General features: G+C 64.8%; 24 protein-coding genes (1 of these 24 running past the window's edge). 13 read left to right on the top strand and 11 right to left on the bottom strand.

Features of this window, described 5'->3' with window-relative positions:
* Window positions 1–4: 4 nt before the first annotated feature.
* Window positions 5–1,606, bottom strand: coding sequence for a carboxyl transferase domain-containing protein (locus OG874_RS30315; protein ID WP_330250509.1), 1,602 nt, complete (start codon window positions 1,604–1,606; stop codon window positions 5–7).
* A gap of 93 nt (window positions 1,607–1,699) precedes the next feature.
* Between OG874_RS30315 and OG874_RS30310 the strand changes: the two genes are divergently transcribed.
* Window positions 1,700–2,308, top strand: a complete 609-nt coding sequence (locus tag OG874_RS30310) for an SACE_7040 family transcriptional regulator (RefSeq protein ID WP_330250508.1) — start codon at window positions 1,700–1,702, stop codon at window positions 2,306–2,308.
* Window positions 2,309–2,322: 14 nt separating this feature from the next.
* On the opposite strand, the gene OG874_RS30305 is transcribed toward OG874_RS30310, so the two are convergent.
* Together OG874_RS30305 and OG874_RS30300 are read right to left on the bottom strand one after the other, a co-directional pair.
* A complete protein-coding gene (locus OG874_RS30305) occupies window positions 2,323–3,069 on the bottom strand; it encodes a 3-hydroxybutyrate dehydrogenase (protein WP_330250507.1) in 747 nt (248 codons plus the stop codon).
* Window positions 3,066–4,487 (bottom strand): MFS transporter, encoded by a 1,422-nt coding sequence (locus OG874_RS30300; RefSeq protein ID WP_330250506.1) that lies wholly within the window; start codon window positions 4,485–4,487, stop codon window positions 3,066–3,068. Before OG874_RS30300 ends, OG874_RS30305 begins: the two co-directional genes overlap by 4 nt.
* Before the next feature lie 141 nt (window positions 4,488–4,628).
* Here OG874_RS30300 and OG874_RS30295 point away from each other — a divergent pair, with 141 nt between their 5' ends.
* Window positions 4,629–5,543, top strand: a complete 915-nt coding sequence (locus tag OG874_RS30295; protein ID WP_330250505.1) for a LysR family transcriptional regulator — start codon at window positions 4,629–4,631, stop codon at window positions 5,541–5,543.
* Between the two features lie 29 nt (window positions 5,544–5,572).
* On the opposite strand, the gene OG874_RS30290 is transcribed toward OG874_RS30295, so the two are convergent.
* Both OG874_RS30290 and OG874_RS30285 read right to left on the bottom strand, forming a co-directional pair.
* Window positions 5,573–6,304 (bottom strand): ABC transporter ATP-binding protein, encoded by a 732-nt coding sequence (locus tag OG874_RS30290; RefSeq protein ID WP_330257478.1) that lies wholly within the window; start codon window positions 6,302–6,304, stop codon window positions 5,573–5,575.
* A 27-nt stretch (window positions 6,305–6,331) separates the two neighbouring features.
* Window positions 6,332–7,396: an ABC transporter permease gene (locus tag OG874_RS30285; protein WP_330250504.1), complete on the bottom strand. Its 1,065-nt coding sequence runs from the start codon at window positions 7,394–7,396 to the stop codon at window positions 6,332–6,334.
* A gap of 130 nt (window positions 7,397–7,526) precedes the next feature.
* Here OG874_RS30285 and OG874_RS30280 point away from each other — a divergent pair, with 130 nt between their 5' ends.
* From OG874_RS30280 to OG874_RS30265, 4 genes are all read left to right on the top strand, one after another.
* Window positions 7,527–8,729: a sensor histidine kinase gene (locus OG874_RS30280; RefSeq protein WP_330250503.1), complete on the top strand. Its 1,203-nt coding sequence runs from the start codon at window positions 7,527–7,529 to the stop codon at window positions 8,727–8,729.
* On the top strand, window positions 8,726–9,343 hold the full coding sequence (locus OG874_RS30275) for a response regulator transcription factor (RefSeq protein ID WP_330250502.1): 618 nt from the start codon (window positions 8,726–8,728) through the stop codon (window positions 9,341–9,343). Before OG874_RS30280 ends, OG874_RS30275 begins: the two co-directional genes overlap by 4 nt.
* A 205-nt stretch (window positions 9,344–9,548) precedes the next feature.
* Window positions 9,549–10,721 carry an aminoglycoside phosphotransferase family protein gene (locus OG874_RS30270; RefSeq protein ID WP_330250501.1) on the top strand — a complete coding sequence of 391 codons (1,173 nt, stop codon included), beginning with the start codon at window positions 9,549–9,551 and terminating at the stop codon, window positions 10,719–10,721.
* Window positions 10,722–10,924: 203 nt separating this feature from the next.
* Window positions 10,925–12,223: a cytochrome P450 gene (locus tag OG874_RS30265; RefSeq protein WP_330250500.1), complete on the top strand. Its 1,299-nt coding sequence runs from the start codon at window positions 10,925–10,927 to the stop codon at window positions 12,221–12,223.
* A 227-nt stretch (window positions 12,224–12,450) separates the two neighbouring features.
* Here OG874_RS30265 and OG874_RS30260 read toward each other — a convergent pair whose 3' ends face one another.
* Genes OG874_RS30260 through OG874_RS30245 form a run of 4 tightly spaced genes read right to left on the bottom strand, consistent with a single transcriptional unit; the run spans window position 12,451 to window position 13,622 of the window.
* Window positions 12,451–12,630 carry a hypothetical protein gene (locus OG874_RS30260; RefSeq protein WP_330250499.1) on the bottom strand — a complete coding sequence of 60 codons (180 nt, stop codon included), beginning with the start codon at window positions 12,628–12,630 and terminating at the stop codon, window positions 12,451–12,453.
* Window positions 12,631–12,689: 59 nt separating this feature from the next.
* On the bottom strand, window positions 12,690–12,932 hold the full coding sequence (locus OG874_RS30255) for a hypothetical protein (protein ID WP_330250498.1): 243 nt from the start codon (window positions 12,930–12,932) through the stop codon (window positions 12,690–12,692).
* Window positions 12,933–12,936: 4 nt separating this feature from the next.
* Window positions 12,937–13,422: a DNA-directed RNA polymerase subunit beta gene (locus OG874_RS30250; protein WP_330250497.1), complete on the bottom strand. Its 486-nt coding sequence runs from the start codon at window positions 13,420–13,422 to the stop codon at window positions 12,937–12,939.
* Complete coding sequence (locus tag OG874_RS30245; protein WP_330250496.1) at window positions 13,410–13,622, bottom strand: hypothetical protein; 213 nt, start codon at window positions 13,620–13,622, stop codon at window positions 13,410–13,412. The genes OG874_RS30250 and OG874_RS30245 overlap by 13 nt, the downstream gene beginning before the upstream one ends.
* 231 nt (window positions 13,623–13,853) lie before the next feature.
* Between OG874_RS30245 and OG874_RS30240 the strand changes: the two genes are divergently transcribed.
* The 4 genes from OG874_RS30240 (at window position 13,854) to OG874_RS30225 (ending at window position 15,561) form a co-directional block, all read left to right on the top strand.
* On the top strand, window positions 13,854–14,732 hold the full coding sequence (locus tag OG874_RS30240; RefSeq protein ID WP_330250495.1) for a helix-turn-helix domain-containing protein: 879 nt from the start codon (window positions 13,854–13,856) through the stop codon (window positions 14,730–14,732).
* Window positions 14,729–14,935 (top strand): DUF397 domain-containing protein, encoded by a 207-nt coding sequence (locus OG874_RS30235; RefSeq protein WP_330250494.1) that lies wholly within the window; start codon window positions 14,729–14,731, stop codon window positions 14,933–14,935. Before OG874_RS30240 ends, OG874_RS30235 begins: the two co-directional genes overlap by 4 nt.
* A 106-nt stretch (window positions 14,936–15,041) precedes the next feature.
* Entirely contained in the window at window positions 15,042–15,248 is a 207-nt protein-coding gene (locus tag OG874_RS30230; protein WP_330250493.1) for a DUF397 domain-containing protein, read from the top strand.
* 106 nt (window positions 15,249–15,354) lie between these two features.
* Window positions 15,355–15,561, top strand: a complete 207-nt coding sequence (locus OG874_RS30225) for a DUF397 domain-containing protein (protein ID WP_330250492.1) — start codon at window positions 15,355–15,357, stop codon at window positions 15,559–15,561.
* 137 nt (window positions 15,562–15,698) lie between these two features.
* Here the strand turns inward: OG874_RS30225 and OG874_RS30220 are convergent, their stop codons facing one another.
* Both OG874_RS30220 and OG874_RS30215 read right to left on the bottom strand, forming a co-directional pair.
* Window positions 15,699–15,917, bottom strand: a complete 219-nt coding sequence (locus tag OG874_RS30220; protein ID WP_330250491.1) for a hypothetical protein — start codon at window positions 15,915–15,917, stop codon at window positions 15,699–15,701.
* Window positions 15,918–15,924: 7 nt separating this feature from the next.
* Entirely contained in the window at window positions 15,925–16,350 is a 426-nt protein-coding gene (locus OG874_RS30215; protein ID WP_330250490.1) for an NUDIX hydrolase, read from the bottom strand.
* Between the two features lie 132 nt (window positions 16,351–16,482).
* On the opposite strand from OG874_RS30215, the gene OG874_RS30210 reads away from it, so the two are divergent.
* The 3 genes from OG874_RS30210 to OG874_RS30200 form a co-directional block, all read left to right on the top strand.
* A complete protein-coding gene (locus tag OG874_RS30210) occupies window positions 16,483–16,908 on the top strand; it encodes a PPOX class F420-dependent oxidoreductase (RefSeq protein ID WP_330250489.1) in 426 nt (141 codons plus the stop codon).
* A gap of 47 nt (window positions 16,909–16,955) precedes the next feature.
* Entirely contained in the window at window positions 16,956–17,720 is a 765-nt protein-coding gene (gene cobM, locus OG874_RS30205) for a precorrin-4 C(11)-methyltransferase (RefSeq protein ID WP_330250488.1), read from the top strand.
* A gap of 571 nt (window positions 17,721–18,291) precedes the next feature.
* Window positions 18,292–19,621, top strand: the beginning of a protein-coding gene (locus OG874_RS30200; RefSeq protein ID WP_442943440.1) for a non-ribosomal peptide synthase/polyketide synthase. It continues 42,617 nt past the right edge of the window; 1,330 of the gene's 43,947 nt are visible here — the first part of the coding sequence; its start codon is at window positions 18,292–18,294; its stop codon lies off the right edge, out of view.

Genomic DNA, 19,621 nt, shown 5'->3' with positions numbered 1-19,621 from the left:
GCGGTCACATCCGGAAGACGCCGTAGGAAACGGGTTCGAGCGGCGCCTGCGCGCACACCGAAAGGGCAAGTCCGAGCACGGTTCTGGTATCGCCGGGGTCGATGACACCGTCGTCCCACAGTCGCGCGGTCGAGTAGTACGGATTGCCCTGGTGTTCGTACTGTTCCCGGATCGGCGCTTTGAATGCCTCCTCGTCCGCGGCCGACCACGGCTGTCCGCTGCTATCGAGCTGATCCCCACGCACCGTGGACAGCACCGACGCGGCCTGTTCGCCGCCCATCACCGAGATCCGCGCATTGGGCCACATCCACAGGAAGCGCGGCGAATACGCGCGCCCGCACATCGAATAGTTGCCCGCGCCATAGGATCCGCCGATCACCACGGTGAGTTTCGGCACCCGCGCACAGGCCACCGCGGTGACCATCTTGGCACCATGCTTGGCGATACCGCCCGCCTCGTAGTCGCGCCCGACCATGAAGCCGGTGATGTTCTGCAGGAACAGCAGCGGGATCTTGCGCTTATCGCACAGTTCGATGAAATGCGCGCCCTTCATGGCGGATTCGCTGAACAGCACGCCGTTATTCGCGATGATACCGACGGGATGCCCGTGGACGCGAGCGAATCCGGTGACCAGGGTCTTGCCGTACTCGGCCTTGAATTCGTGGAATCCGCTGTCCCCGTTGATACCACCGTCGATCAGCCGGTGGATGACCTCGCGGACGTCGTAGGGCGTGCGCAGGTCGACCGGGACCACGTCGTACAGCTCGGCTTCCGGCTTCGAGGTGGCGACGGTCGGCGTCACCTCCCATGGACTGGCCGGACGGGGGCCGAGGGTCGCCACGATGCGGCGCACGATGCGCAGCGCGTCCTGGTCGTCCTCGGCGAGATGATCGGTCACTCCCGAAGTGCGCGAATGCAATTCGCCGCCGCCCAGCTCCTCGGCGGTGACCACTTCGCCGGTCGCCGCCTGCACCAGCGGCGGGCCGCCGAGGAAGATCGTGCCCTGATTGCGCACGATCACCGCCTCATCGCTCATCGCGGGCACATACGCGCCGCCCGCGGTGCACGAGCCGAGTACGGCGGCGATCTGCGGAATTCCCTTGGCGCTCATGGTCGCCTGGTTGTAGAAGATGCGTCCGAAGTGCTCGCGATCCGGGAATACCTCGTCCTGTCGCGGCAGGAACGCGCCACCGGAATCGACGAGATACACGCACGGCAGCTGATTCTGCAGCGCGACCTCTTGGGCGCGCAGATGCTTCTTCACCGTCATCGGGTAGTAGGTGCCGCCCTTGACCGTGGCGTCATTGGCCACGATCACGCATTCACGCCCGGAGATCCGGCCGATACCGGTGATGATCCCGGCACCCGGACATTCGTCGTCGTACATCCCGGTCGCGGCCAGCGGCGAGAGCTCCAGGAACGGGCTGCCCGGATCCAGCAGTTGATCCACCCGCTGCCGGGGCAGCAGCTTGCCGCGCGCCACATGCCGCTCGCGCGACTTCACGGGCCCGCCGAGCGCCGCCGTCGCCAGCCGGGCGCGCAGATCCTCGAGCAGCGCCGCATGCGCCGTGCGGTTGTCGACCCCGACCTGTTCGGTCACCGTCATCACGCCATCCTGCCATCCAGTTAGTCGCCGATAACTGGAATTCAGGTTAATGTTGATTAACTGAGATGTCCAGGCGTGTGGAAAGGAGCGCGTGTGACCAGCACCGGACCCGTCGCGCTCACCCGCCGGGAACAACTGAAACTGCAGCGCAGGGCGCAGCTGCTCGAGGCGGGTGCCCGCCTTATCGCCGATCGCGGCTTCTTCGGTATGCGCCTGGACGACCTCGGCGCGGCCGTCGGGGTCAGCGGGCCCGCGGTCTACCGGCACTTCCCCAACAAGGAGGCGCTGCTGGTCGAACTGCTCGTCGGCGTGAGCCAGCGGCTGCTCGATGGCGGGAAGGCGGTGGTGGCGCGCACCGGATCGGCCAGGGAGGCGCTGGACGGGCTGGTCGATTTCCACCTGGATTTCGCGCTGGGAGAGCCCGAGCTCATCCGGATTCAGGATCGCGATCTGGAGAACGTCCCGACCGGCCCGCGGCGCGAATTGCGGCGCACCCAGCGTCAGTATGTCGAGATCTGGGTGGCGGTGCTGCGGGAGTTGCATCCGGAGCTGCCCGAGGAGACCGCGCGGGTACAGGCCCACGCGGGGTTCGGCTTGATGAACTCCACGCCGCACAGCGTGACCTCGGCCACCGCCACCCGCACCCGGCCGATCCTGCGTCAGATGGCGCTGTCGGCCTTGAGCCGGGCGGCGGCGCGCTAGGTCGCCCGCCGGAATCACCGCGCGGTCCACCCACCGTCCATGGTGTAGGAAGCGCCGGTCACCATGCCCGCGTTGGCGGAGGCGAGCCAACCGACCAGTGACGCGACCTCTTGCGGCTCCACCAGGCGCTTGATCGCGCTCTCGGTGAGCAGCACCTGTTCGAGCACCTGTTGCTCGGCGATGCCGTGCGCCTTGGCCTGATCGGCGATCTGCTTATCCACCAGGGGCGTTCGGACGTAGCCCGGATTGACGCAGTTGCTGGTCACGCCGTGGCGGCCGCCCTCGAGTGCCGTCACCTTGGACAGGCCCTCCAGTGCGTGCTTGGCCGTCACATAGGCGACCTTGTACTCGGAGGCACGCAAGCCGTGCACCGAGGAGAGGTTGATGATCCGGCCGAAGCCGCGCTGATACATCCGCGGCAGTGCCGCGCGGATGAGCAGGAACGGCGCTTCGACCATGAGGGTCATCAGGTTTCGGAACCGTTCCGGCGGAAAGTCCTCGATCGGGCTGATGCTCTGCACACCGGCGTTGTTCACCAGGATGTCGGTGTCCAGGGTGAGCTCTTCCAGTGCCGCGACATCGAGAAGATCTACGGCCCACGCCTTTCCATCGAGCTCGGCCGCCAGCGCCTTCGCGCCGACGTCATCGATATCGGCGATGGTGAGGGTCGCGCCGCGCGCCGCGAGTTCTCTGGCGCAGGCGGCGCCGATGCCGCTCGCGCCGCCGGTGATCAGCGCGGAACGTCCGGTCAGGTCACTCATGTGAGCTCCGCTCGTAGGGTGTCGGGCTGTGTCACTTGCGCAGATGTGGTCGAGGAGGTCTGGGCGGCAACAGCTTCCGCATCCGCGTCGTCGATGCTCTCCAGCGCGATACCCTTCGTTTCACGGGCGAACAGCACGGCGATCACGGTGATGGCCGCGGCGGCCGCGAGATATATGGCGATCGGCACGGCGGACTTGTAGGTGTTGAGCAGGCGGACGGCGATGATCGGAGCCAGCGAGCCTGCGACGATCGAGGTGACCTGATAGCCGAGGGAGACACCGGAATACCGCATCCGAGTGGGGAACATCTCGGCCATGATCGCGGGCTGGCCCGCGTACATGAAGGCATGGAATATCAGGCCGATGATGATCGCGGACATGATGACCGCGTTGTGGCCGCTGTCCATCATCGGGAAGGCGAAGAAGCCCCACGTGCCCGCCGTGATCGCGCCGACCAGATACACCGGTCGCCTGCCGAAACGGTCGGAGAGGCTGCCCGCCAACGGAATCATCACCAGGTGCACGGCGTGCGCGGCCAGCAGCCACCAGAGGATGACCTTGGTGTCGACATGGACCTGCACCTTGAGATAGGTGATGGTGAAGGTGACCACCAGGTAGTAGAGGATGTTCTCGCCGAACCGCAGCCCCATGGCGGTGAAGACGCCGCGCGGATAGCGCCGCAGCACCTCGACGACGCTGAGCGAGTTCGCCTTGATCTGCTCGATTTCCTGTTGTGCCGCAACGAAAATGGGTGCGTCGGTGACCTTCGTGCGAATGTAGTAGCCGACCAGTACGACCACCGCGGACAACCAGAACGCGACGCGCCAACCCCAACTCAGGAAGGCGGTATCGGACAGGGTCGAGGTGAGGGCCAGCAGCGCGACGGTCGCGAGCATATTCCCCACGGGCACACCGGCTTGCGGCCAGCTCGCCCAGAAGCCGCGACTCTTGCTCGGACTGTGTTCGGCCACCAGCAGCACCGCGCCGCCCCATTCGCCGCCGACCGCGAAACCTTGGATGAACCGCAGCACGACCAGCAAAGTCGGTGCCCAGTAACCGATCTGGGCGAAGGTCGGCAGACAGCCCATCAGGAAGGTCGCGGCGCCGACCAGCACCAGGCTGAACTGCAGCAGCTTCTTGCGGCCGTACTTATCGCCGAAATACCCGAAGACGATGCCGCCCAACGGCCGTGCGGCGAAGCCGACCGCATAGGTGATGAAGGCCGCCAGGATCGCGTCGAGATCACTGGTGCCCGCGGCGAAGAACACCTTGCTGAACACCAGCGTCGCAGCCGTGCCGTAGAGGAAGAACTCGTACCACTCGACCACGGTGCCCGCCATCGAGGCGGCCACCACCCGCCGCAGGCCGGCGGGTACGCCGCCGGGATCGCTCGGCCGCACTGCACTGCGCACGCTCATCGCACATCTCCTTCATGACCGGGGCCACATCCGGACATGCGATGTGACGGCCCCCACATTTCGTGGTCAGAACGAGTATTGGTGCACATATCTTTAGTCGCAATAACCAGTTGTGCAGTACGTATCTGCAAGAATGCAGATATGAACGCGGCCACCGGACCCAGCCATCCCAGTGCGGATGACCTGCTGGTTCTGCTCGCCGTCGGGCGTTCGGGCCGCTTCGTCTCCGCCGCCGAAGAACTCGGCATCAACCACACCACCATCTCCCGGCGCATCGCCGCGCTGGAGCAGACGCTGGGCGGCCGGGTGCTGACCCGGGTGACCGGTGGCTGGGAGCTGACCGATCTGGGGCGGGAGGCGCTGGCGGCGGCCGAGGCAGTCGAGTCGGCGGTGAAGTCGCTCGCCACTGATGTCGATGGGACACGGGTGCTGGAAGGCGTTGTCCGGATATCGGCGACCGACGGCTTCAGTGCCTATATGGCCGCACCGGCCGCCGCCGAGGTGCAGCGGCGGCATCCGAAGATCGCCGTCGAAATCGTCGCCGCGACCCGCCGCGCATCCCAGCAGCGGTCAGGCCTGGATATCGAAGTGGTGGTCGGCGAACCGCAAGTCCACCGCGCCAAGGCAACTCGGCTGGGCGACTACTGCCTCGGTCTCTACGGCTCGCGCGATTATCTCCGCGAACACGGAACGCCGACGGGCATAGTGGATCTGGCGCGGCACCCGCTGGTGTATTTCATCGACTCGATGTTGCAGGTGGACGATCTCGATCTCGCCTCCAGCTTCGCGCCCGCGATGCGCGAATCCGTCACCTCCACCAATGTCTTCGTGCACGTCGAGGCGACGCGGGCGGCAGCCGGATTGGGTCTGCTGCCGTGCTTCATGGCCGACCGGCACGATGACCTGATTCGGGTGCTGCGCAAGGAGGTTTCGGTCCGGCTGTCGTATTGGCTCGTCACGCGCACCGAGACGCTGCGCAGGCCGGAGGTGGCGGCGGTGGTCGAGGCCATCCACCTTCGGGTTCGGGAACAGCAGAACGTGTTGCTGGGCTTGTAGGTTCGCTGTTTCGATCCGATCGGCGTGTGTCAGGCCACGCGTGCGGCGGTGCGGTCGATATCGAGGACACCGTCGACCATGCGGTAGACCGCGTTCATCTGGTGCAGGTGAGTGCGGTCGTGGGTCACCAGTAGCGTGGCGGCACCGTGGTCGCGGACCATGGTGAGGATCAATTCGATGATGGCGATGCCGCGTTCGGTATCGAGGGCGCTGGTCGGTTCGTCGATGACCAGCAGGGCCGGGTCGTTCATCAAGGCGCGGGCGATGTTCACGCGTTGACGCTGGCCGCCGGAGAGTTGCGCGGGGCGCTTGGCATGCTGGTCGGCCAGGCCGACGGCATCGAGTAATTCCATTGCCTTGGTGTGGGTTTCGCGGCGTCGCGTCGAGGAGGTGAACAGGCGCTGGCCGAGGTGGGACATGGCCTCGAGCTGTTCGACGGCGGTGAGGGCGGGGATGAGATTCGGCTGCTGGAAGACGATGCCGATGGACGAGCGGCGCAGGGCGGCGGCTTCGCGGCGGGTGATGGTCGCGAGATCTGCTGTGCCGTTGGTGGTTTCGAGGGTGATGCGGCCCGAGTCGGGGCGGATCAGGGTCGAGACGACCGCGAGCAGACTGGATTTGCCGGAGCCGGACGGGCCGGTGATGGCGGCGATGGTGCCGCCGGTGACGTGCAGGTTCACGTGGTTCAGCGCGGTGAGTCGGCCCGCGCCGTCCGGGTAGGTGAGGGTGGTTTCGCTGACGGTGAGTGCGGTTTTCGTCATGGTGGTGGTCATTCGGGTCTCCGAAGGTCAACGGGCCGCGCCGAGCGCGGTCAGTGGGTCGGTGGTGAACAGGAAGCGCAGTGCGCTGGCCGCGCCGAGCAGGCCGAGCGTGATCAGGGCCGCCGCGGGCAGCAGGGTGGTCGAGGGGCCGAGTACGAACGGCAGTGCGTCGCCCATGAATGTGGCTGCGGCGATAGTGATTCCGAGCCCCACCGCGACTCCGGCCGTCAGCACGATTGCCGCTTGCGCGAGGGCGTCGCGAACCAATGCGCCCGAGGTCGCGCCCAGTGCCTTCAAGGTCGCGATATCCGGCATGCGCTGCACCGTCCACACGGTGAAGAATGCGCCGATCACCAGGGCGGAGATGGCGAACAGCAGTACCGTCATCAGTGTCAGCGAGCCGTTTTCGGCTCGATAGGAACTCAATGCCGACAGCGAACCGGACACGCTGGTCGAGGTTGTATGCGCGGATGCGTTGACGGCGGCCATATTCGGGATGCCGGATACCGCGAGCACCGTGGCAGTGCCACCGCGCGGGCTCACCGACTGCCAATCGGCAGGTGTCATCCAGACGACGGGGGTGTGGCTGTACCAGTCGTCGTCCTGCACCGCGGCTACTCGAAAGGCGCCCGTACCGAGCGTGACGGAGTCACCGGCGATGGCGTCGAGGGCCTTGGCCGCGCCGGTGCTGAGCACCACTGCTCCCGGTTCGGTTGCGACGCGATTGCCCAATGCGGTTCCGGCGGTTCCGAAAAGGGCGACCTGTGCGGGTTTCGTATCGCTTCGATTAGCCACCGCCTCGGTACGGCTGATGCCGATCGGGTCGACGATGCCGGTCGAGCCCGCGGCGGTCCGCCAGGTCTCGACCTGCTGCTGAGTCAGGGCGGAGGCGTCGAAGGAGGGATCCGCGCCATTGTCGGCGAAGACGACGGCGTCGGCATGGATCGCCTCGATGGCCGAGATGTTCTGGTGCGCGAGCCCGGCGGTGAGTCCGCTGAGGAAGCTCACCAGCAGCGCCACCAGGGTGACGACCAGCGTGATGAGCAGAAAGCGGCCGCGTGCGGCCCGCAGATCTCGGAGTGCGACGAACATTCCTCGACTCTCCCGCTCGGAACGGCTCCCGCCATCGCGCACGCGGAGGAATGCGCGCCGATCGAAGGTTGGCCGGTGTTTTACACCTTTCGATGGATGCCGCCCAGGTAGCCGCACATAAGCTGGCTGGGTGCACTCGTCGCCGTTCACCCCTGTCTTCACCGCGCTGCGGTTAGGGCTGCATGTGCTGGTGACGACGTTGGCGGTGGTGGTCGCGGTGCGTGCGCTGCTGCCCGGCGCGGGGCATCCGCTCGGCGTCGTCGCGCTGACCGCGGTGTTCCTGGCCGTGTACTTCGCGGGTGCGTTGGTCGGCCGTCATCCGGCGGGCATCCGCCTGTGGCTGGCCGCGCTGACCGTGTTGTGGCTGGGTCTGGTGGTGCTCGCGCCCGATGCCGGGTATCTCGCGTTCGGCATCTTCTTCCTGTATCTGCATCTACTGCCGCGTCCGTGGAGCCTGCTCGCGGTCGGTGCGGCAACCGTGGTGGCGGTGATCGGTTTCGGGGTGCATCGCGGTTGGTCGGTGGCGGGTGCGATCGGGCCGATGCTTGGTGCGGCCGTCGCGGTCGGGATCGGGCTCGGCTACCAGGCGCTGTTCCGGGAGTCCGCCGAACGTCAGCGTTTGATCGACGAATTGCTCAGCACCCGAGCGACTCTCGCGGAACAGGAACGCACGGCGGGCAAGCTGGCCGAGCGCGAGCGCCTGGCGCAGGAGATCCACGACACGGTCGCGCAGGGCCTCAGCAGCATTCAGTTGCTACTGCACGCCGCCGAGCAGTCGGCACCGGATCATCCTGCGCTGCAACAGATTCGGCTGGCGCGCGAGACGGCGGCGGAGGATCTGGCCGAAACCCGGAGGCTGATCGCGGAATTGACCCCGGCGGCCTTGGAGGGACAGTCCCTCGCACAGGCGCTGGAACGCATCTGCCTGCGCGCGGAATCGCCAGGGCTGGTCACACAGATGGTGGTGGAAGGAACGCCGGAACGGCTGCCGATGCCGATCGAGGCGGCGCTGGTTCGGATCGCGCAGGGGGCGGTCTCGAACGTCGTGCGCCACGCGGATGCGAGCCGGATGCGATTGACCCTGACCTACGCCGACACCGAGGTGTACCTCGATGTGGTGGACGACGGTAAGGGCATCGACCAGGCCGTACTGGATCGCGCGCCATCCGGCACCTTCGGATTGGCCGCAATGCGCAGTCGCGTGGAACAGCAGGGCGGCACGATGGCAGTGGAGTCCGAGCCCGGCCACACAGCAGTCACCGTCTCCTTCCCACTCGAGCCGGAACCTATTGCGCTCATACCGGATTCGACCGATCCGGAGCCTCGCCCATGATCCGCCTGCTGCTGGCCGACGACCACGCCATCGTCCGCGCGGGCCTGCGGGCGCTGCTGGAGAGCAATGACGACGTCACCGTCGTCGGGGACGCGCCGACCGCCGAGGCCGCCGTCGCCTTCTGCGCCACCACCCCGGTCGATCTGGTGCTGATGGATCTGAGCTTCGGCCCCGGTCGTTCCGGCGTGGACGCGACCACCGAATTGCGTGCCCTCCCAGCGCCGCCCAACGTCCTGGTTGTCACCAATTACGACACCGACGCCGACATCCTCAGCGCCATCGAGGCCGGTGCGTGTGGTTACATCTTGAAGGACACCCCGCCGAGCGAGCTGCTTGCCGCAGTGCGCTCGGCGGCCGCGGGGGAGAGCGTGCTCTCGCCTGCCGTGGCCTCCAAACTCATGACCCGGGTGCGCCGCGCCGACACCACGCTGAGCCCGCGCGAGATCGAGGTGCTGCGCTTGGTGGCCGACGGCAGCTCGAACCGCGAGATCGCCAAGGAACTGTTCCTGAGCGAAACCACCGTCAAATCCCACCTAGTCCACATCTACGCCAAACTCGGCGTCCGCTCCCGCACCTCCGCCGTAGCCCGCGCCCGCGAGCAAGGCGCGATCTGACCGACATTCGTAGCCGAGGGGTCAGGAGCTAGGACCGTGCTGTGGGTGCGGGCCATACAGAGCCTGCGCTGACGAGCGGGAGACTTGGGCAACGTCCTTGTCGTACAACGTCTTCCGGAATTATGGGGTACTGTCTGCGGGCCCCGGCCGCGCGCGGCCAGCCGCTCGGGACAGTGTTGTCGTACTCCGGAATCGAGGCAAGCACATGAACCACAAGCTCTGGTTGCTCACGCGATCCGCCACGGTCGGTGCTCATATGCTGGGCGAGAAGATCACCCGACCGAAGGCGCGGTCCATCGACGATGTCCCGGTTTCTGGCGAAGAAATCGCTCCGGAGTGGCTGACGGCTGTCCTGTGTCGCGATGTCCCCGATGCCGAGGTGCTGTCGTTCAGCACGTCCAACGGCAGCCGCGGTACGTCCACTCGGGTCGCGATCCGGGTCGACTACAACGACGTGGGCACTCAGGCGGGATTGCCCACGGAGCTGTTCGCGAAGACGACTTCGGCCTTCAGCCAGCGCATACTGCTCGGCGGCGGAAAGATGATCGAGGGGGAGACTCGCTTCTTCCGTGACTTCCGGCCGCGAGTCGAGATGGAGGCCCCGATCGGCTACTGGGGCGCCTCCGATCCGTCGTCGTGGCGGTCGATCGCGCTGATGGAGGATATCGTCGCGACGCGCGGTGCCGTTTTCAGCGAGCCGACTGCTCCCATCGCCCGCGACCAGATCGAAGATCTGGTCCGCAATCTCGCCCGGTTGCACGGCACGTTCTGGGAGGACTCGTCTATCGCGGTCCTCAACACCCCGGCCTACATGCTCGACGTTTATCTCGCCGCGATCGATATGAAGAAGCGCTGTGAGGTAGGCCTGCGCCGGGCGGAAGAGGTCGTTCCCGATGGCTTGCACGGGCAGAGCGAGCGGTTGTGGGCGGGTGTCGAGCGGGCCGTCGTGATCGCGACCAACGACGTTCCCGCGACCTTGTTACACGGCGACCCGCACATCGGGCAGACATATCTGACTCGCGACGGGCGAATGGGGTACGTCGACTGGCAGGTGGTGATGCGTGGCGGGTGGGCGCACGATTTCGCCTATGCCGTCAACTCCGGATGTGAGCCCGAGGACCGGCGTGCGTGGGACCGTGAACTGTTGGCGGCATACCTGGACGAGCTGGGACATGCTGGCGGGCAGGTGCCGTCGTTCGACGACGCCTGGCTGCTGTATCGGCAGCAGTCCCTGTTCGCCTACGCGGCATGGGCTTTCACGATCGGCCGTGCGGCGTATCAACCCAAGATGCAATCGACCGAAACTTGTTTGACGCTGTTGAAGCGCATCACCACCGCGATCGACGATCACGATTCGTTGGGTGCCCTCGGCGTCTAGTCCCGCCGGGCGGGCTTGAAGCTCAGGTGTGTGAAAGAGATTCACGCCGGGCTGGTTTCGTGATGTCTCACGGTGCTGGGCTGTCCGCTATACCATCGACGGGTTCCCGTCGAGGTCGGCAGGATGACTGTGCTCTTCGGAGCAGTGGCTCGGCACAGCGCAGTGCCACAGCAACGTGCAATACGAACAGTCTGGAGTCTTTCTTGAGTACGCCGCAGTCCCAGGTGCGCCCACAGTCGTGCCCGGTCATCCACGGCTCGCCGATCGCTTCCGACGGCCCGCGAATACCTCTGCATTCGCCGGAGTTCGCTGCCGATCCGCACCATGCGTACCGTGAAATGCGAAGACAGTACGGCTCTTTGGCGCCGGTTGAACTGGCGCCCGGCGTGCCTGCCACGCTGGTGATCGGCTACAGCGCCGCGGTGCGAATCCTCAACGATCCCGATCACTTCCCTGCCGACCCGCGCACCTGGCAGAAGACGGTCCCCTCCGACTGCCCGATCCTCCCACTGCTGGAGTGGCGGCCCATGGCCAGCAGAAGCACGGGGACGGACTTCCTGCGGTATCGGCAGGCAATCACCGCGAGCATCGACGCCGTGGATCTCTACGCCATGCACGACATCGTGGAGAACATTGCGACCCCCCTGATCAACAGGTTCTGCCAGGAGGGCCGCGCGGAGCTGATCAGCCAGTACGTGTACCCGCTGGTGTTCGAAGTCGTCAATTCCATGCTCGGCTGCCCGCCGGAGATCGGGCAGCAGGTCGCCGCAGGCACGGCCGCGTTGCTCGAGGGGGTCGATGCTGAAAAAGGCAGCCAGATGCTCGGCGCGGCACTGATGAATCTAGTGACCCTCAAACGAACGGAGCCCGGAAACGACATCACCTCAGTCCTGCAACAGCATCCGGCCGCTCTGGATGACGTGGAGGTCTCGCATCACGTATCGCAGGTCTACGGCACGGGCATCGAGTTCGAACTGAACCTGATCGTTAATACCCTCCTGCTGATCCTCACCGACTACCGGTTCGGTGACAGTGTCCTTGGCGGGAATCTGTCCTCGCGGGAGGCCTTGGATGAAGTGTTGTTCAATGACCCGCCGCTGGCGAACCTGCTGATCACCTACCCCCGCCAGCCGATCCTCATCGACGGCGTGTGGCTGCCTGCCGATCAGCCGGTCGTCATCAGCATGGCCGCCTGCAACAACGACCCTTCCATCCGCACCGATGAGCTGGCAGGTAATCGCTCCCACCTGGCTTGGGGCATCGGCCCACACGCCTGCCCCGCGCAATCCCTTGCCTATTTGATCGCGCAGGATGCCATCGACCAGCTCCTCGATGCCCTGCCCGAAATCCGGCTCGACGTACCGGACGGCACGCCGACCTGGCGGCCGGGGCCCTTCCACCGGGCACTGACGCAACTGCCGGTCACCTTTCCACCCGCCTCTCCTTTGAACGCGAACATCGAACCCGTGCGCCTATCTGACCCGCACGCAACCAGCCGCTAGTGTCGTGGTCCCGAAATTTTCGCCATATGTTCAGCGAGTGAGTCGAGGATCTCCTCCTCGGTCAGCACGAACTCGACATCACCGCGCCCGGAACAGCGGAACGTGTAAAGGTTCGGCGATGCCTGTGTCTTCATAGCAGAACCATTCGAGCCGCAGTATGTATGCAATGCGTAACCCATGGTCTCCGAGGGATACAGGGGTGCACCGCTTTTCGTGATTCTCGAGGTTCACGGCTCGAGATACAAGCGTTCGTTGGGGAGTCTCCGAAGCCCGGTGGTATCGCCGGGGAGCATGTTCACGGCGTCGAGGTAGTGGCGTGCCCGATGCTCGGAGACGAACACCAGCGCGGCGGTCAGGCATGCGGCGTAGTCCATCCGCACGCCGTGTACGAATACACTGAGGTGCACGTCCGGTTCGTGCGGCAGTGGCGAAACATCTTGGCGCTGTTGGATTTACGGTCTCCTTGTTACTCGATGTCGCGAACACTGCTCGGTTCGAGGGTGATGGCGTCGGCTTTGTCGAGATCGGCGTCCGAGTCGGAGATCCAGCCGTCTACGACCCGGCTCAGTGAACCGTCCGCACGCTGGTAGATCGGGGCGCTATCGACCGGGGCGAGCTCGAGCTTGTCTCGGGTGTCCGCGTGGAAGGCTGCGAGCAATGCCCGCACGGATGGGGCGATTTCGCGTCGTTGGGGCTGGATGTCGGACATCGGGCTACGCCTGCACTGGGGTGATCATGCGAACCCGGCTATGTCCCGCACATGCGCGGATCGAATCGACCACGACGAGTCCGGACGGCCGGAATGTGCATCGTGGTGGTTCGATCCAGCGCCGGAACTCGACGCGTTGATCTGTTGGGCTGGGCAACGCGATGGTGCCGCCGTCACGGATGACCGAGACGTTGAGCCGGAACATTTCGGCGAACAAGCGCACCTCGTCGGGCAGGTCCGGCCGTATCAGAAATGTCCAACGGACTGAGCGCGTATGCGACATGATCGGCCCAATGTCGCAGCCTTGCTTGTGCATGCGGATCTTGACGGCTTGTCCGAGTGCGGTCGGCATGGACAGGCCCCACACGTGCGCGGCGCGCATGACAATGCGTCCGAGGTGTGGCGGGTCGATGCTCGCGGGCAGGTCGCAAGCCTGCCGGTAGTAGACGCACCGGGAGGCGGGAGTGTCGCCAAAACCTATGTGAGCCATCGGAAGACCTCTTGGTCGATTTGGTCTGTGCTCAGGCTCGTGAGAGTGAGTGGCTCGGCGACTTTGCACGGTGGCGACTCGGCGGTCTTCCACTCGTTCAGCGCGTTCGCGAAGAGTTCGACCAGATCGCCCGGTGCTGCCCAGTCCCCGACTGGTGGCCCGGTGAACGGATTGCGTTGTGGAAGCTCGTTGTTCGGCATCTGCCGACCTCCGGTGCATCGACTGTGGCTTGGATGCGCCCGGCCCCTGAGAAAACCGTCCTCGATGAGGGAAGTAAGAGAGTCGTTTCTCCGAGCGCTCGCTCAGTTCAGCACCGACCGAGCCCGAGTGCGACCTATCAACGGGAACTTTCCATCGAAATCTTCCGAAGTTCCAGCAGAGCTGTCAGTCTGGTTCCAGACAAGACCGGAATCATCAGGAGGGGTAAGGAATTGAGTACCGGTTCAACGCTTCCGAGGCGGCTGCTGGGGCGCGAGCTGCACGACTTACGGGAGAACGCGGGCATCACGATGGATGTAGCCAAGGCGGCTATCTCCGTTGGCAAACAGACGATTTGGCGCATGGAAACCGGACAGCCGGTGAGATTGCGGTTCATCGATATCGAGCGGCTGTGCCAGGTTTATGGTGCGACGCAGGAGCAGACGGAAATCTTGCTGGGGCTGACCGAGGAGGCGCAGGGTAAGGGCTGGTGGCATGCGTACGGCGACGCGATCCCGAAGCACTTCGACCTGTTCGTGGGACTCGAACAGGCTGCCGTTCGGCTGACTACGTATCAAGCTGCGCTCGTCCCCGGACTGTTGCAGATACCGGACTATCGCCGTGAAGTGATCTGGGCTGAGGTTCCCAACGCTGACACCGCTGAGGTAGAACGCCGGATCGAACTCGCGGCGCGTCGGCAAGACAGACTCACCGATGACTCAAACCCGCTCGCGTTGGATGTAGTCCTGGATGAGTTGCCATTGCGGCGCCCGATCGGTAGTCCGGAAATCATGGCCGCGCAGCTTCGGCACATTGCCGAGGTCAGCCGTTTGAAGAACGTTTCTGTTCGGGTTGTTCCTGCCGACGCGGGCACACATCCCGGCTTGCTGGTCGGCACGTTTGTGCTGTTGGAGTTCCCCAAGCATCCGACGGCGCATTTGACCGAACCTCCGGTGATCTACGTTCAGGGCTATACGGGCGCGCTGTACCTGGAAAAGCCTGAGGAAGTACAGCAGTACCGTGACGCCTACACTCGGCTACAGCGTGCGGCGCTGAACGAGGCCGACTCGCGCCGCCTGATCCTGAAGATTGCAGAGGAGTTGACCCGGTGAACGTTGATCTGTCGGGGGCACGATGGTTCAAGAGCACACGCAGCAGCGGCACACAAGACTGTGTAGAAGTTGCACATCTGGACGGCGGCATGGTCGGTGTACGTGACAGCAAGAACCCGGCCGGTCCAGCGCTGGTGTTCACCCCTGGTGAGTGGCAGGCGTTCACCGCTGGTGTTGCCGACGGCGAGTTCGAGCGCCAGTAGACCTGTGCCCCAACGAGTCCCGTGCCTTCGTGTCAATCCAGCGGGTAGCGTTGGACGTGCCAGATAGCAAGCGCCTGTTGCGGCAGGCGGCGAAGGAGTGCACACCATGAGTATTGACCTGTCCGGAGCGCTCTGGTTCAAGAGCACCTACAGCGCGGGAGGGAGCGACTGTGTAGAAGTAGCGCATCTGCACGGGGGCATGGTCGGTGTTCGTGACTCCAAGAATCCGACCGGTCCGGCGCTGGTGTTCACCCCTGGCGAGTGGCAAGCGTTCACCGCTGGTGTTGTCGACGGTGAGTTCAAGCGCCAGTAGACCTGTGCCCCAACGAGTCCCGTGCCTTCGTGTCTATCCAGCGGGTAGCGTTGGACGTGCCAGACAGCAAACGCCTGCTTCGTCAGGCAGCGAAGGAGCACGCGCCGTGAACATCGACCTGTTCGGAGCGCTCTGGTTTAAAAGCACACGTAGCAGTGGCTCGCAAGACTGTGTAGAAGTCGCACATCTGGACGGCGGCATGGTCGGTGTTCGTGACTCCAAGAACCCGGCCGGTCCAGCGCTGGTGTTCACCTCCGGCGAGTGGCAAGCGTTCACCGCTGGCCTTGTCGACGGCGAGTTCGAGCGCCAGTAGACCCGCGCCCCAACGAGCCAGCTCTAGTCTCAAAGCCCGTGCACCCCTTGACCTCTCGCAGGTCAAGGGGTGCATGGCGTTTCATAAACTGTTCGGCGCGGACACCACGCCAGCTCGGTACCTGCCGTGTGGCTATGTCAGCGGAAGAGGTCGTCGGCGACGGCGACGAACGCGGCTTGTTTGAGCCAGATGTCGAGCTCGTCCTGATCAGTGCACTCGAGTATGCGGGCTCTGTTCCCTTCGGAGAGCATCAAACCTCTTGCTTCGAGGATCATCACGAGGGCTTCGGCTTTGCCGTGAGCTTCATAGCCGCGGGCGTACTCGCTCTTGTACTTGGACGTTCCGGTGGTCGACATGAGGCCCCTAGACGCTCTCTGCTGCCCTCAACTGGGCGAACCAAGTCATGATCGAACGCTTGTATCCGTCCGGCATGGTCAGCCCAGCGATCTCGTCTTCAGCGAACAGGCCGACCTCTTTGTGTTCGTGGGATAGCACCGGCTCGGCGTCGGTATCCGGGTAGCAACCGTAGGTCGCGATGAACACGTGCCGTTCTACTTCGTTGATGTAGTAGAGCCATGAGTCGAGAATCGGCCCGGTCGTTACCGGCCACTGCGTCTCCTCGGTGATCTCACGGGCTACGCACTCTTCCGGAGTCTCGTCGGGTTCGATTCTGCCGCCGGGCAGTTCCCACTCTTCGCGTTCGTTCTTCAACAGCAGCACTCGCCCATCACGAACGACGACACCCTTGATCGAAATCGAGTACATGTGCGGCACGTATCCGGAGGTCATGACCGCGACGCTAGCAACTACGCCGAACTCGCTGTTCGCTCCCGCACCTCCGCGGTCGCCCGCGCACGCGAGCAGGGCGGCGGTGACCCGGCAATACCGTTGGTGGGAGCGGGGTGGTTCTAGGGTTGGGGGATGGCCTCACTTTCGGATCCTGCGGTGCGCGATTTTCTGTCCCATGGCACGCGAACGGGCAAGGTGGCGATTGTGGCCGCCGATGGACGGCCGGTGGTCACACCGGTGTGGTTCGTGCTCGAGGGGGAGGAGTTGGTCTTCAATACCGGTAAGGGCTCGGTCAAGGGCAAGGCGTTCGCGCGTGATCCGCGCATCGCCGTGATTGTCGACCTCGAGGGGCCGCCGTACTCGTCCGTGCAGATCCAGGGCAGGGTGACCCTGTCCGAGGATCCCGACGAACTGTTGCGCACCGCCACCGAGATCGCGGGCCGTTATATGGGTGCCGATCGTGCCGCGGAATTCGGCAAGCGCAACGGCGTCCCCGGCGAGCTGGTCGTCCGGGTACGCCCCAGCAAGGTGATCGCCCACTTCGACGCGACCGCCTGACACCCAGCGCCGCCGACCGCGCCCGACCGCCTGCATAGACTCACCGCATGACCGTGCATTTCATCGGGGCCGGGCCGGGCGCGGCGGACCTGCTGACCGTGCGCGCGGTCGACCTCCTGCGCACGTCACCGGTCTGCCTCTACGCCGGCACCTACCTGGACCATGACGTCCTCGCGCACTGCGCCCCCGATACCGAACTGATCGATACCCAACACCTGGACATCGACCAGATCACCGAGCACCTGTTGCAGGCCGATGCAGCCGGTAAGGATGTCGCCCGCCTCTGCTCCGGCGATCCGTCGTTATATTCGGCCCTCACCGAACAAACCCGCCGCCTGGACGCGCATAACGTCGCCTGGGACGTCACCCCCGGCGTCCCCGCCTACGCCGCCGCGGCCGCGCTGCTCGGCACCGAACTGACCGTCCCTGAACTGGTCCAATCGGTCGTCCTCACCCGCACCCGGGCACGCTCGACGAAAATGCCCGAATCCGAGGCGCTCACCAACTTCGCCCACACCGGCGCCACCCTCGTCCTACATCTGGCCATCACCCGAATCCGCGATCTGGCCGCCGAACTGACCCCGGACTACGGCCCCGACTGCCCGACCGCAGTGGTCTACCGCGCCAGCCAACCCGACCAGATGATCCTGCGTGGCACCCTCACCGACATCGCCGATCAGGTCGAAACCGCAAACCTTCGCCAGGCCGCGGTCATCCTCGTCGGCCGAGCCCTCACCCCCGCAGTCTCCTGCGCTCAATCCCATCTCTACGACCCGGCACGGCGCCGCTACACCCCAAGCGGGCCGAACTGACTGCGTCTGTGGTCGTGGATTTGTCCGCGCACTTCCGCGAGAAGCTCCTGTTTACCGGCCTCGACGACTTCCTCGCCACCGGCGCTCTCAACGAACTCCGCACGGATGTCCCGCCAGTTCGAGTATCCGGTCACTGCTCGTCCTTCTCTCGTCCTTCTGTCAGACAAATCTCATATCGCCGTCCGTCCGATCGGGGGTTTCCCAGCCAAAAGCGCGTCTTCGCAAGCTGTGTGAGATCGATGACAGTTGGCCAGCAAACTTGCGATGGTCCCGCAGCCAGCAATGATGTTTCCCAGCTATGGGTACTGATTGGTAGGGCGGCGGCGGCGACGGTAGATTGTTTCGGTGATCAGCAGAGAACGTCCCGGTGGAACCGGTCGGTGGGTAGCGGGCACGGTCGCGCCCATGTAACGAGGTCGGCCTGGCGGGCAGATAGTGCCAATGAACATTTTTGCCTGATTGATGAGAACTGAACCTGGGAACGTAGACGCCACGCTTTGATCAGGTGCGCGTCCTCTCCCGGTGTTCGTCGGGGAGCGCTTGCGTGGTGTTCCGGAAGCGAGGTTACGGGTTGGACCGGCTGGATTTCGGCGGAAACGGCGAAACTGGTGACACAGGGGTGGGCGCTACGCAGGATGCTGCGCAGTACTTCCCGTTGTCGCCCGCACAGCTGGGCATCTGGTACGCGCAGCACGTGGACCCGCAGGTTCCGGTAAACATCGCCCAGTACGTCGACCTGCACGGCGATCTGGATCGCGCGGTGCTGCGGCAGGCGAGTATCGATGCCTCGAACGAGTTCGGCTCGGGCTTCCTGTGCATCGTCGAACGCGGCGGTGAGCCGCAGCAGTACATCGATCCCACGATTCCCGACCGCGACGAGATCGTCTACGTCGACTTGCGCGACGCCGATGATCCCGAGGCGGCCGCGATGGCCTGGATGCGCGCGGAATACAGCCGTCCGTTGAATATGGTGACGGATCGGCTGATCCGGCTCGCGACGCTGCAGCTGGCCGACCACCGCTGGTTCTGGTACGCCCGGGTGCACCACATCGTGCTCGACGGTTTCGGCGCGATGACCTATATGCAGCGCACCGCCGAGTTGTATTCCGCGGCGAAGAACGGCGTCGAACCCTCGCCGTCCAAGGTCAGCGATCTGCGCACTCTCTACGACCAGGAAATCGCCTACCGCGACAGCACGCGATTCCAGGCCGACAAGGAGCACTGGGCCCAGCGGGTCGCCGGGCTGGAGGACGGGACCAGCCTGGCTGGCCGATCCGCGCCACCGGTAGCGATCAATGGCGTGTCCAGTGCGGCATTGTCCTCGGATCAGGAGGCACTGCTCACCGAGGCCATCGCGCGCCATGACAACTCGCCCGCGGGTCTGTTGATCGCCGGCTTCGCCGCCTATCTGGCGCAGTGGACCGGTGCCGAAGAAGTGATCCTGAGCCTGCCGGTGACCGCGCGCACCACCGCCGCGATGCGCCGCTCCGGTGGCGTGACGTCGAATATCGTGCCGCTGCGGTTGCGCGTCGGCTATGACACCACCGTCGCGGACCTGCTGCGCTCGGTGACGGTCGAGGTCTCGGGCGCGTTGCGCCATCAGCGCTACCGGCACGAGGACATCCGCCGCGACAGCGCGAGCAGATCGACGATCGACAGCGGCGTCGGCGCACAGTTCTTCGGCCCGTGGATCAACATCATGTTGTTCCACAACGAAATCGTGCTCGGTGACATGGTCGGCAGCTTCAATGTGCTGTCCACCGGCAGCATCGAAGACCTGGGTGTCAATTTTTATCAGTCGGTCGGCGGCACCCGCTCGCATATCGACTTCGAGACCAACCCGAATCTCTACACCGAAGCCGAAGCCACGCAGCATCATTCGCGGTTCCTGGAATTCTTCG

The sequence above is a fragment of the Nocardia sp. NBC_00565 genome (assembly GCF_036345915.1).
In the GTDB taxonomy this organism is placed as follows: domain Bacteria; phylum Actinomycetota; class Actinomycetes; order Mycobacteriales; family Mycobacteriaceae; genus Nocardia.
Note: the sequence above shows the minus strand (reverse complement) of the source record. Positions and strands in the feature narration are given on the sequence as shown.